Source organism: Acinetobacter suaedae, from assembly GCF_008630915.1.
Taxonomy (GTDB): Bacteria; Pseudomonadota; Gammaproteobacteria; order Pseudomonadales; family Moraxellaceae; genus Acinetobacter; species Acinetobacter suaedae.
In genome coordinates this window covers 1,188,342-1,200,478 of the sequence record NZ_CP043909.1, presented here as the reverse complement: position 1 = coordinate 1,200,478, position 12,137 = coordinate 1,188,342, and the positions used below count along the sequence as shown (strand labels likewise).

Sequence of the window (12,137 nt, the reverse complement as noted above, 5' to 3'; positions counted from 1 at the left end):
TTTTATGCAGGTTTAACCTGACGGCGGGTATGGTCATCTAAACCACCCTCGATCGCCCATTCAGTGAATAGTTCCAAACGATGCTCTTCAACACGCGGCTGCCATTCTTCAGTCAAATAATCATCATTGGTGTAATACTCAAATGCACCCCCCAATGGTGAATTGACATACCAGAAATAAGCCGAAGAAATTGGATGCCGACCAGGACCTATAAAAGTTGACCACTCAGAACGGTTCATATTCAAACCGCCACCAATCACTTCGTGAATATCACGTACCACAAAAGCAACATGGTTTAGACCAGCAGGTTTATTTGGGATCGACAATAAAAACAGGTCATGATGAAAACCCTTGCCACGACAGCGTAAGAATGCACCACGATTACGATAGGCATCAGATAGATAGAAACCCAGTTTTTCAATATAGAATTTCTCAGTTTTTTCTAAATCTGGAGTAAAGAACACTACATGACCAACCGCCACAGGTTGACCTTTCTCGTATACAGGACTGGCAGCATTAATACGATTTACACTGCCATATTGATTGATCCCTTCAGTTCTTAGTGCAGGTAACTCATGCGTGAAACTTTGTTGAAAACGAATCGTCATTCCATTTGGATCTATACATTGCACCAGATCAGTGGTGGCTTGGTATCCATCCACATCAGCCAAACGATCTGCTAAATCTGCTAAATCTTGTTCGGCGTCATCAAGCCCCCACGTCACTTCACGTAAGGTAGAGCCTGATTCAATGGCCTGAGGTAGACGTGTATCATCACAATCAAACAAATAAATCTTGCTACCATTTTGGGTTTGATAAAGATCAGTACCTTCAATATCTGAACTTCTCTGAGTTAATCCAAAGTCTGCCAAAAACTTATTGGAAGCAGCCCTGTCCTCAACACCAAACTTTAAAATCTCAATCCCTGTAATCATGAGATAAACTCCTTAATTAAAGACAAAACCGCCATTCACTGGAATATTTTGACCTGTCACAAATGAAGACAAATCCGACAGTAAATACAGTGCTGTTCCGTTTAAATCCTGTGGTAGTTGCTGACGCTGAATCGCACGACCATTCACATATAAATCATGACGTTCTTGCGGTACATATTCAGTCGCCTCTACCAGTGTTAAACCCGGTGAAAGCGTATTGATACAAATATTGAATTGCCCAAGCTCTCTCGCCATCGAGCGTGTCATGGCAACCAATGCACCTTTACTCGCAACATAAGCCATCAGATTTGGTGCACCCCACAACGCTGTATCAGAGGCGACATTAATCACTTTTCCAGCATTCGCCTGTTTGAGATATGGAACACATGCCTTAGTGACCAACCATGTACCTTTGACATTAATGTTCATGACCCGATCCCAAAGATCAGCGTCATAGTCCATCAAACTTTTACCGCCCACATTGGTTGCAAGTGCAGCACAATTGACTAAACCGTCTACTCCACCTAAATATTCAACAGCCTGTTCTACAGCCTGCTGAATTGAAACAGCATCAGACAAATCAATTTTTACAGCCTCAACTTTTAAACCTCGTTGTTGAAGTTCAATCGCTTCTTTCTGAACAAGTTCATCTAAAATATCCGCCATGACAACTTGAGCACCTGCTTCAGCAATTGCTTGTGCAAAGTCGCGTCCCAAGCCTCTTGCCGCGCCTGTGACAAGGACTTTTTTGCCTTGTAACAATGCAACATTAGCCATGCGCTTCTTCCTGCATTTCAATACGGTTTGAGGTATTCAAAGCTGCAATTTTCTTTAACTGCTTTTCTGCTTCTTTTTTCATTAAACGGCGTAAACGAGACAAACCGACATCATGTTGATAGAGGAATTCTTGTTGACGAGCATTCGGTGCAAGGTTTTCTAAAATAATGCGATCTTGTTCCAATACGTCCCAATGCAATTTTTCTAAATGATTGCGGTAAAGGAAGCGCCACACATTACGTTGCCAACCACTAACTTTACGACAACGCCAGAAGAATACACGGGTATTCTTAGCATCAATTGGTGTTGCATAGCCCACGATCCAGAACTCACCACCCGGCCCAAAATCTTTGCGATAAGGAATGGAAAGTCTTAACCAGCTTGCACCTGTATTGGCATATTCAACCCAGTCGAAATTAACACCAATTTGACCTTCTTTCTCAAAAACAAAACCATGTTCAGTTGAACGGTGCTTCATTTCTGCAGTGCGGTCCCCTTCAGCCATTGAGTGCGAAGTACAATGCAAATAGCTACCATGCATTGGGTCCATGACATTATCAATCGCATATTGATGATTCACTTTCCAATCTGCTTGGCAAAGAAATGCACTCCACTCTTCACTCGCAAGTTGTTCAGGAAAATCGAGTGCTTTCGGTTCTTCATTTGGGTCGATCCCAAACCAAAGGAAAATTGCACCATGTGCTTCGATCACTGGATAGCTTTTAATACATTTTGTGCCTTTCATTGGACATTCATGTACCGCTGGTACATCTTCAACCACACCGTCATGGCGAACCTCAACACCGTGATACCAACAAGCCACACGATTTCCAAGATTCCAACCTAAAGAAAGACGTGCACCACGATGCGGACAACGATCTTCTAAAGCATGAACTTGACCTTGGTCATCACGCCAAACCACAATATTCTCACCCAAACGAGTGATACCCACTGGATTTGCGGCGACTTCCCAGCTTGCAAGCACTGGATGCCATTGATCACGTAAACCTAAATCTAAATATTCTTCGACACTCGGCGTAGCTGATACTGCTGCGTTCATAATCGTTCTTCCTTGAATCAATAACCTAAACGTTGCATTTCTTCTGAAAAACTTTCAGAAGTCCAAAGCTCACCAGACTCACAACGGAAACCTTGCTGATTTAAAGTCTGTACGAGATCATTCAGCTCAGTTACACCCGCTGAAAATGCTTTGATTAAATGTTGTACAAAGTCTTGCTCATAAACCGTTGGTTCTTTATAACGAGTTTGCCAAATTAATAATTCTGGCTGTCCTGGAACTTGGATATTGTTAATTCCTGCTTCGGTTGCTGGCACTGCATGGATCCAGTTAGCTAGCTTCTCATTAAATGTTTTCACGCGATTCCTTCCTTCTCATTAAGACCTAGAGTTGAATTTGAACTTCTTGCCCTTCAACACGTACAGGATAAGTGCATAGATCACGACATCCTGGTCCACTCTTTAGCTCACCTGTTTGAATATCAAAAATCGCCTCATGCAAAGGACATTCAACGGTCTGATCTTCAATAAAGCCTTCTGTTAATAATGCGTAGGCATGTGGGCAAACATTCTCGATAGCAAAATATTTTTCATCGATGAAAAATACGCCAATTTTCTTACCGTCAACTTCTATGGCTTTTGGCTCGTCTTCGGTTACGTCATCTTGCTGACAAACTGAGATCCAACTCATCCTTGCATCCTCATTTGTTTTATATATAAAACATTATTTGATATAACAAACTTTAATTAAGAATACTCCTATGCTTATTTTTTTGTCAAACTATATAAATCATTAAATTTCAGCAACTTGATTTTTATTACACATTATTTTACGTTTTACTTAAAAAATTAAGTTTTATATATAAAACTATCATCTACATCTGTTTTGCAGTTACAATAGGCTTATTAAGAAAATGAAATTTAGTAATTAGCCTTTTTTACAGGAATATTTATTCGATGAATTTAAGTGTTGAAACAGACTCTCAAGAATCTGAACTCATAAAAAATGACGACCGTTATTTAGTACCCGGTTTGGTACGTGGCTTGGCAATTTTGCAAGCTTTTAATCAGCAAACCCAAGAAATGACCATCACGGAAATCGCCGAAATTTTAGATGTAAACCGTTCTAGTGCTTTCCGTCTGATTTACACATTAGAATCATGTGGCTTCCTGAGAAAAGCTTCTCAAAAAACCTATGCGCTTGATTCAAAAGTGATGGAGCTTGGCTTTAATAGCTTGTCGAAACAATCTTTATTAGATCTCGCCACTCCTTTGATGAAAGAACTGCGTGATCAAACCAAACTTGCGGTACATTTATCCATTTTAGAAGGTACGCATATCGTCTTTATCAACAATGTGCAATCCAATGGAACATTCACCAGTAACATTGGTTTAGGAACTCGCTGGCCGGCTCATGCAACTGTGATAGGGCAAATGTTACTCGCAGATTTACCCGAAACGGAAATTCGTGACCGCTATAAAAATTTCAATCAATGGGATACTTTTTCCGAATTAACCCCCAAAAATCTTAAAACACTTTTGCAGCGTTTAAGCTTTGTCAAAACACAGCGATCTATGGTGAGCTGGGGGCATTACAATCATGATATGGCCGCCTGTGCTGTGCCCATTTTTAAACAATCCACGGGTAAAGTAACAGCCGTATTATCCGTCAGCTGCCCATTAGGTACGTATGAGGAAGATTATTTTAGAAATGAAATTGCAGAGATGGTTATCCAAACAGCGGATAAAATTTCTAAATTTATTTATTAAAGTTGAATATAAAACTGTTTGTCTCAGCTATTTTTATGATAGTTGAGATAGAACTTAAGTGATAGCTATAGGTTCGTTTTTCGATGCTCTGCCTCATAGAGCATTCAATTTCTTAAGAATCTTATTTATATTATTTTGCCTCACAATAAAAATGTTCAGCTTACACATTAAAACAATTATTTTTTATTTACTCTGCTTTATCTATGATAAGTTAATTTTGCCTTAACAAAAAATAAAGTGTATATTAATGAAAAACTTACTACTAATATTTATAGCATCATTGTTACATTCAACATCAACATTTGCAGAATATTTAGACTTTAAAAAACATCCAATACAGTCTTATATTCCTCTTTCGACACAATGTGAATTCAACACAACGCCGAGTAAAGTACCCAGTAATATGAATATCATGCATGTTGATTTGGACTATGTATTCGATACAGATAAAGTCCAACAACAACGTAACATCCTCGCACTGATTTCACGTATCAACCAAATCCGCCCTAATACTATTTTTTTACAAGCTTTTGCAGATCCCGATGCCAATGGATCTGCGAGTACGGTTTATTTTAAAAATCGCCATATACCAACTAGAGATAATATTTTTAATACGGTTTCTCAACAAATAAAGCAGTTTACTGATGTACAAGCTATTTTTGCTTGGCTACCTCTAATAGCATGGGAGCCAACTACACCAAACTTAACTTATGTTGAACACGCAAAAAACAACAGAGATGGCTATATTCGTCTATCTCCGTTTGATACAAATAATATCAAAATCATTGCAGAAATTTATCAGGACTTCGCTGCGAATAATCCAGTAGACGGCATACTATTTCATGATGATATAACACTCAATGACTTTGAGGACACACAACACCTAGCCCTAGCCACTTTTAACTCATGGGGCTTTAATAAGCATTATGTCTTCAAGCCGTGGCAACCACAACAGATCCTTTTTGCAAAACATAAAACAGAATATTTAGATCAACTCGCTTATGGGGTTTCAAAAATTGTCAAATGTAAACAACCCAATATAAAGACCGCTCGTAACTCATATGCACCAATTACACTTAATCCTGAAAGTGAGAAATGGTTTGCCCAATCGTTAAAAAGTACATTTAAATACTATGATTATAATGCCATTATGGCGATGCCTTATATGGAACAAGCACCAGACCATCAAATGTTCTACCAACAGCTTGTGAAGAATTCAAAACAGTACGATCCTAATTTAGAACGCACTGTATTTGAACTACAAACCTTCGATTGGCATAAAAATATAGCGATTAATAGCCTAAAAATTAAAGCAGATATTATATTGCTTAAAGATCTTAATGCTAAACATATTGGCTATTATCCTGAGGACTTTGTACAACAGCATCCAAATGCTAATGCTATAAAACAAGCTTTTGACTACCAATGATATCGAAATCACATAACTGCCCTTGAACATCATAATGTAAAATGAGTGTTTTGGCAGATTGCATCTTTTGCTGATCTGCCAAAGTTACGCCGAAGAAATGAACAAACTCTTCTAATGGTGTATTTTCCATTTTCAACCTACGTTCATTATCTTTAAACCGATACCAGTTATAACTTGCCCATAACAACAATGTCACCACAAGAAGTGATATACCCAATACAATAAAACGTAAATTATAAACTTGTGCAATTATTGGTGGGATCATGACATACTGATGAACAACCCAAAATTCATACATCCAAAGTACAATTGTGAACAAAGGTAATAATAACCATATCCACAATAACCATCCGATCATCTGCAAACTATAGCCAGCTTTACGATTAGTCACATATTCAGGTTTATCTATATATTTGGGAATATCTAACTTACTTACATCATGTTCAATGTTCGTCACAATAGTACGAATAAATTGCTGATTCATTTTTCATTTCCTCCCCTGAAACCACGGTCTGGACTAATCCACCGCGCACGCTGTTTAGGTTTTTTGAATAATGTTTTCGGCAAAGCGAAAACCGTAGTAAAAACACTCAATAGCCAAAAAAATATTGGATACCAAATAATCCAAATATAGTTACGGATGAAACGATCACCGTCATAACGTTTGTCTATATATAAACTGACACCAAACTGTACAATGCATGTAATACCTAGCAGTGCGCCGTACCATTGCGGTAGCAACGTATGGATGTACCATTGAGCTGGTATTGGTACGAACAGGCCAGCAAAAAATAATACGATGATCAATAAAATGACGTAGGCCCATACAATACTTGTTAAGGTTTCTAGCATTACAGGCCACATACGCCGTAATCGCCACTTAAACATTTTGGGTACATAGTGAAATAATACTTCTAGCCCACCTTGAGCCCATCGCAAGCGCTGTTTCCATAAACCTCGAAAAGTTTCTGGCATATATATGTAGCAAAGTGCTTGTGGAACATACTGAATATCCCAATGGTCAAACTGCAACTTCCATGAAATATCAATATCCTCTGTAATCATGTCTTCCGACCAAAAACCAACACGATGTAGAGCGGTTTTACGAAAACCAGCTATTACCCCTGAAACAGTAAATAAACGGCCATAAGTACGCTGTGCTCTTTTCACAATACCGATAATGGATGAGAATTCACCAACCTGTAACTTGCCCAACATACCTGAACGATTAAGAATACGCGGATTTCCAGTCACAGCTCCTACACGAGGATGCTGGACTAAAGGCTGCATCATCCATAACGCTGTATGTGGATGTAGTAAAGCATCGCCATCAATACATAATAAATATTCGTACTGACTAACCAAAGCACCAGAGCGCAAGGCATAAGCCTTCCCTTGATTTTCTGCTAAATGTACTACGCGTAATTTCACATATTGTTCAGCTAACTCATTTAAAATTTCAGCAGTCATATCCGTGCTTCCATCGTTCACTGCAATAACTTCAAACTTTGGATATTGGCTTTGCATTGCGTAACGAATAGTTTCACGTACCTGTGCCTCCTCATTGAAACAAGGGATAATAATGCTACACCCCTCATCAAAAAGTTGAGGAAAAGGTTGGGCTTTTCGCTCTCTTTTCCAAAAGAACCACAATCCACCAACAACCCATACCCAAGCCATTGCTAATGGATAAAAGAAAGCAAAGCCAAATAAGATATCAATCCAAGGGAGTCCTAAAAACCAATTCATCATTGCGCAGCTCCATTACTATCATGATTAAAATTCTTATAAGTCATGGGACTATCATTCAAACTTAATACTGAATAGAGTTGTCGATGAATCGCCTCTCCTGAATAAAGATGGTGAGGTGTAATACCTAATTTTTGTATGCCATGTTCACGTAAAAGTAAAAATGACTGTCTTAAAATTTGGCCTTGAACATCATTTAAAGTTTCTGGTGTAGTTAAATGAATAGCGATATGTTTCTTTTTTTGATCGGTTAACTGATCAATTGCCCACAACAAATCGTGCAAAACTTGAGGTTGTTTTAATACATCTATCTCTAAAATTAAGAGACTATCTTCTAACTGTAATTGATGAATAGCTTGAGATATTGCTCTGGCTTGTGCCTGTCCAACCGACACTTTTAAACTAGGGAAATAACGACTACTCATATCCAAATATGGTCGAATTGCTTCCTGTATTCGTTGCTGTAAATGTAAAACTGTTTTTACATTGTTTTGACACTCAAAAGTCGTTATTTGATCAGTCCACAAACAATCTAGAAATTGCTCAGAATCTAAACTAATACTATTTATACTTGGATTAAATCTGGCAGCATCACGAGCTAAATCAACCACTTGATCAGGTTTATAAACATTTGGAAAAATTGGTAGATTCACAATTACTAATTGCCCTACACGTGTTCGTGCCTGCCATGCAATTCGCGAAAGCATATCTACTGACTGTGGTAGATGAAATGTTGGGAAATAGGCTTTTTGATAAGGACCTTGATGATCAGGCTTTGCTAAACCATCTATCAAGAGGACATTACTTTTTAGCACTTCAAGCTGCTGCAACAGCCTGCCTAAACTTGGTTCACTCTCGTCCTGTAGATCAGTTTCCAACTTCATCAAATCAAAATGAATCATTCGAAAAGGCGGATATAAGGGCTCACTCACATATTTGCCCGCACTACGCACACTCCCAGCAATTTGCTCTGGTGTTGGGTTTCCCATAATCAGTGCACGTTGATAAGTTCCAGTTTGTTGATTGGTATTTGTAAATGCCTGTCCTAAACTAAATGACATTGAAAATCCAGCCTGCTTGGCTACCTCTGCTACTTCAGTAGTAACGGCACCATAAGGCCAAATTATCGCTTGCGAATCTCCACCTAGTTCTTTATCCAGAACTTGTTTTGACTGTTGAAGATCATGGTAAATTCTCTGTTTAAACTCATTATCTGTTTCATAACGGTGTTGTTCAGGAAAATACTGGTAACTAATAGCAGCTGGTTTTTGATTTTGTTGCGGATTTGCCAAGATGCCATGATGCAAATCATGAGAGTGCGATGCAAATTCAGCTAGCCCTGATGCCTGCATTTCTCTCATTTGCGACCAAGTCATTAAGTTCCCTTCACCATATGCTTCATAAGCAGCTTGGGTATTGCCATTTATCCAACTTGTTGGAATCGCAAAAACAGCGGGTACGTTATAATGTTTGAGTAAAGGAAATACTTTAAGATAACTACTCAAAGCACCATCATCGAAACATAGCAATACAGCATTTTTAGGCAGTGGATTACCCAACTTTTTTGCTTGCTGTATCTGTTTCAAAGTGATAGGTGTCCAATCATTTGCCTTCATCCAATCGAAAAAACTGGATAAATTTCTTGTGCTAATTGCATAAACATCATGGTCACCTTGCTTTTTCACATCATCTCGCACATCGTGGAAAGTCAGTGCGACAAATTGATTTTGTGCTCTTGTTGGCTGGATTAAATGTGGGGTCAAACTTGCTGTGATAACAACTGATAGTAAGATCTTTCTCAAAGTTAAAGTTTTCATTTAAAATTTCCCCTCAAAACCAATCACACCATGTGTACGTTGTTCCTGTTGACCATCATACGGATGCCGCTGCCAACCGATGCCATAATGAAGTTTCCAAGCTTTTGTTACCTGCCATTCATGACGATATAAAGCGGCATAAGTCGGCAAGGTGGTATAGTCTCGTTGACTATATATTCCGATACCCAACTCAAAATGCTGGTTAAATAAGCGTTCATAATTACGCCATGTAAGCCAATCATGTGACCAATTAAAATCTAGGCTATAGTGGTTTCTAGGGTTAAAATAAGTGGCATGAGGTAAGTTATTCTTGCCGTAATAGGCAGAAATATTGACCTGCGAGGTCTGATGAGGGGTGTACCACAAACCTTGATTAAAGTTCAGCTGCAATTCTTGACGGGTGTTACCATCATTAATATCAACCCACTGATAATCTGCACTGGCTCTACGAGATGAGTCTTGTTTCCATGTCAAACCAGCACTGTAAGACTGACCATTATGATTTTGTTGAATTGCTTGTAAAGGAATATCAGCCGCACTATCAAAACCAAAACGATAGCTCCAATGATCATTCAACCAATGCGACCATTGGATATTCACACCAGCACGTTGTCCTAATTCATTTTCTGATAATAAAGCTGTCAATGTTTTACGATATGCTGACCATTCACCACCTAGAGCATAACGATTCTCATGGATGACTCCATCACGATACTCGGACCATCGTGTAGTATACTGAGCTAAGATACGAAACTGATCTGATAAAAACCAAGGTGAATACAACTGTGTTTTTGAGTTACGATCACTTAAACCTTGTATGCCATGAACAGAGTCACCCTGTTTCGTGCGACTGCGACCAAATTCACTATGATGAACAATACTAGGTCGATCTCGTTCTTGAAGCTCAATGGCAGACTTCATCACACCAGTATCTTCTGGATCAATTTGCTTCAATTCGTGCAATGCATTACGCCAAGTTTTGACATCACCTAATGCCTGAGCATTTTGCATATGGTTAAGTTTTTGACTTTTTGAAACAGGCTGTAATCCATTTAAGCGAGCTAGAGTTTTATTTGCTTGTAGTGGTTTGTCACGCCAGCGCTGAATCATTGCCAATTGATTGATATAACTATCATTATTTGGCGCAATAGTTAACAAGTCTTGATAATATTGCTCAGCTTGTTTAAGACGATTGCTGTAAGCTTGATTTAATCCCAGTAATTCTATATAGCTTGCACGATCAGGATGTACCCATGGATTAGAACCTTTAGCATCACTGTACTGTAATCGTGGTAATTGATGATCAAGATCACTGAGAAGCTTTTCAGCTAGAAAATATTCTTCTTGTTCAATATAAGAATAATAAAGCCCGGTATAAACTTCAAAATTTAAATATTTCTGATCATCTAATAAACTTTTATACCATTGCTCAGCATGTTTTGGTTTTCGTAAAGCTAAATAGGCATCAGCTATCGCATGACGGGTATAATTGGGAATATCTCTATCAGAGAAATATCCTTCCCCAACATTTTTATTCGTTTTATTTAACCAATCAATCGCCTCTTGACTATGTCCTCTTACACTTAAAGCATAAATATAGTCATAATAAAATGTGTTAAACATTTTATCATTTAGATCAATATCTTGTGCATAAGCTGACATTTCAGCAAGAACCTGATCAAGTTTCAAATAAGGTTGCTGCTCAGTCCAATTTTTTTTATACCTTAAATAATCAATGGCATAACGTATATTTTGAGCAAAATAGGCCTGTTTAATCTGATGATAGAGTTTGGTGTTTTTTACTTTAAGCAGATCCTGTTCTGCATCTGCTAAAGCTTTTTTACTGCTTTCTAAAGCTAAAAGTGTAGGATAATATTGTTGTAGTACTTCATCAGAATGAGGTTGTAATAACCTAGCCATTGTTGCCCAATCTAATGCTTGGATTAAATCACCAATACGCCGATAAGCATAAGCCCCCTGTACCAGTTGACTAACGTTTAACTCTTGAACGCTGACTAGATCTAAATATAACTTTGCAGGTCCGATCTGTTGATCCTCTGCATAAAGCCCCCCTAGCATTAAACCTAAATCATTAGATGACTTATAAGTATAAAACTTTTCAGCAAGCTCCAATGCGAGCTTAAACCTTTTTAAATCTCTCAACGCATAGAGTAAAGACATTTGTGCATATTGAGGAAACAAATGCACATTAATTTCCTGCAACTGTGAAAGCGTTGAATCGTTAAATCTCCCCGCTTGTAACTCGACCAATAAATAATCCGCTAGTATTTTCTGATCCTCTGGATACTTGCTCCTTAATTGAGCAAGTTGTGCCACTCCCTGCTCAGTATTACCTTGACGAATGGACTGTACTGCCTGTTCTCTCTCTTGATCAATTACTGAGTTAGCAGCATCAACATGAGTGGATAACAAGCAATAACCTATGCCTAAAGAAATGGAGATTAAGTTAATATGCTTCATCTGAACAAAATATAAACAGTCGACATTAAATTGGTTGAGGACTATACATTAAAAATGCGCTAATTGCACATTTTTTTAGAATTATTTGCCCTTTATCACTATTTTTATTAGCCTATATTTAATCAAATCTACGAAATCAGCATCCAAATATGACCAAAGTTA

At 38.2% G+C, this 12,137-nt stretch carries 11 protein-coding genes; 2 read left to right on the top strand and 9 right to left on the bottom strand.

Annotation, left to right across the window (positions count from 1 at the left end; translation table 11 throughout):
• Positions 1-2 precede the first annotated feature (2 nt).
• From F2A31_RS05595 to F2A31_RS05575, 5 genes are read right to left on the bottom strand one after another with little or no spacing between them, the layout of a single operon-like run.
• Entirely contained in the window at positions 3-935 is a 933-nt protein-coding gene (locus F2A31_RS05595; protein WP_150025540.1) for a VOC family protein, read from the bottom strand.
• A gap of 12 nt (positions 936-947) precedes the next feature.
• The gene (locus F2A31_RS05590) at positions 948-1,712 is read right to left on the bottom strand and encodes an SDR family oxidoreductase (protein ID WP_150025539.1); all 765 of its coding nucleotides are present in this window, start codon (positions 1,710-1,712) and stop codon (positions 948-950) included.
• Positions 1,705-2,772, bottom strand: coding sequence for an aromatic ring-hydroxylating oxygenase subunit alpha (locus F2A31_RS05585; protein WP_150025538.1), 1,068 nt, complete (start codon positions 2,770-2,772; stop codon positions 1,705-1,707). The genes F2A31_RS05590 and F2A31_RS05585 overlap by 8 nt, the downstream gene beginning before the upstream one ends.
• A 17-nt stretch (positions 2,773-2,789) precedes the next feature.
• Positions 2,790-3,089, bottom strand: a complete 300-nt coding sequence (locus F2A31_RS05580; protein ID WP_004639801.1) for a recombinase-like helix-turn-helix domain-containing protein — start codon at positions 3,087-3,089, stop codon at positions 2,790-2,792.
• Between the two features lie 25 nt (positions 3,090-3,114).
• A complete protein-coding gene (locus tag F2A31_RS05575) occupies positions 3,115-3,420 on the bottom strand; it encodes a non-heme iron oxygenase ferredoxin subunit (protein WP_005084771.1) in 306 nt (101 codons plus the stop codon).
• A 266-nt stretch (positions 3,421-3,686) separates the two neighbouring features.
• Between F2A31_RS05575 and F2A31_RS05570 the strand changes: the two genes are divergently transcribed.
• The gene (locus F2A31_RS05570; RefSeq protein WP_150025537.1) at positions 3,687-4,499 is read left to right on the top strand and encodes an IclR family transcriptional regulator; all 813 of its coding nucleotides are present in this window, start codon (positions 3,687-3,689) and stop codon (positions 4,497-4,499) included.
• A gap of 247 nt (positions 4,500-4,746) precedes the next feature.
• Entirely contained in the window at positions 4,747-5,928 is a 1,182-nt protein-coding gene (gene pgaB, locus F2A31_RS05565; protein WP_228715651.1) for a poly-beta-1,6-N-acetyl-D-glucosamine N-deacetylase PgaB, read from the top strand.
• Here the strand turns inward: pgaB (F2A31_RS05565) and pgaD are convergent.
• Genes pgaD through pgaA form a run of 4 tightly spaced genes read right to left on the bottom strand, consistent with a single transcriptional unit; the run spans position 5,900 to position 11,927 of the window.
• Positions 5,900-6,412: a poly-beta-1,6-N-acetyl-D-glucosamine biosynthesis protein PgaD gene (pgaD, locus tag F2A31_RS05560; RefSeq protein WP_150025536.1), complete on the bottom strand. Its 513-nt coding sequence runs from the start codon at positions 6,410-6,412 to the stop codon at positions 5,900-5,902. The two genes, pgaB (F2A31_RS05565) and pgaD, sit on opposite strands and share 29 nt — an antisense overlap.
• Positions 6,409-7,677: a poly-beta-1,6-N-acetyl-D-glucosamine synthase gene (gene pgaC, locus F2A31_RS05555; protein ID WP_228715658.1), complete on the bottom strand. Its 1,269-nt coding sequence runs from the start codon at positions 7,675-7,677 to the stop codon at positions 6,409-6,411. The genes pgaD and pgaC overlap by 4 nt, the downstream gene beginning before the upstream one ends.
• A complete protein-coding gene (gene pgaB, locus F2A31_RS05550; RefSeq protein WP_150025534.1) occupies positions 7,677-9,494 on the bottom strand; it encodes a poly-beta-1,6-N-acetyl-D-glucosamine N-deacetylase PgaB in 1,818 nt (605 codons plus the stop codon). The genes pgaC and pgaB (F2A31_RS05550) overlap by 1 nt, the downstream gene beginning before the upstream one ends.
• Positions 9,495-11,927 carry a poly-beta-1,6 N-acetyl-D-glucosamine export porin PgaA gene (gene pgaA, locus F2A31_RS05545; protein ID WP_171490560.1) on the bottom strand — a complete coding sequence of 811 codons (2,433 nt, stop codon included), beginning with the start codon at positions 11,925-11,927 and terminating at the stop codon, positions 9,495-9,497.
• Positions 11,928-12,137 lie beyond the last annotated feature (210 nt).